This is a genomic window from Psychrobacter sp. GW64-MNA-CIBAN-0177 (genome assembly GCF_040309585.1).
GTDB classification, from domain to species: Bacteria; Pseudomonadota; Gammaproteobacteria; order Pseudomonadales; family Moraxellaceae; genus Psychrobacter; species Psychrobacter okhotskensis.
Genome location: NZ_JBEOOY010000664.1, coordinates 1 through 230, shown reverse-complemented (window position 1 = coordinate 230; position 230 = coordinate 1). Strand labels below are relative to the sequence as shown.

The 230-nt window shown below is 42.2% G+C and carries 1 protein-coding gene; it reads right to left on the bottom strand.

Going from position 1 to position 230, the window contains the following annotated elements; genetic code table 11:
• Window positions 1-230: LysM peptidoglycan-binding domain-containing protein (locus AAEY79_RS16625; protein ID WP_352289927.1), on the bottom strand; the 230-nt coding region annotated here is incomplete at both ends.

The following is a 230-nucleotide window of genomic DNA, read 5'->3' as shown; positions in this document are numbered from 1 at the left end:
GGTTTTACCTACCGTTAATTTGTCTTTGTCTGTCATTTTGTTCCAAGCGATAATTTGGTCCACACTGACCTTATACACTTTGGCAATACTCCACAGTGTGTCGCCATATTTTACCGTGTGATCGCTTTGAACTGTTGACTGATTAGATGTTGTAATAATCCTTGGCTGTTTGCTTGGTGCAGCTTGCTTTGGTGTAGAGACTTGGGCGTTTTGTGTTGTAGCCAGTTCGA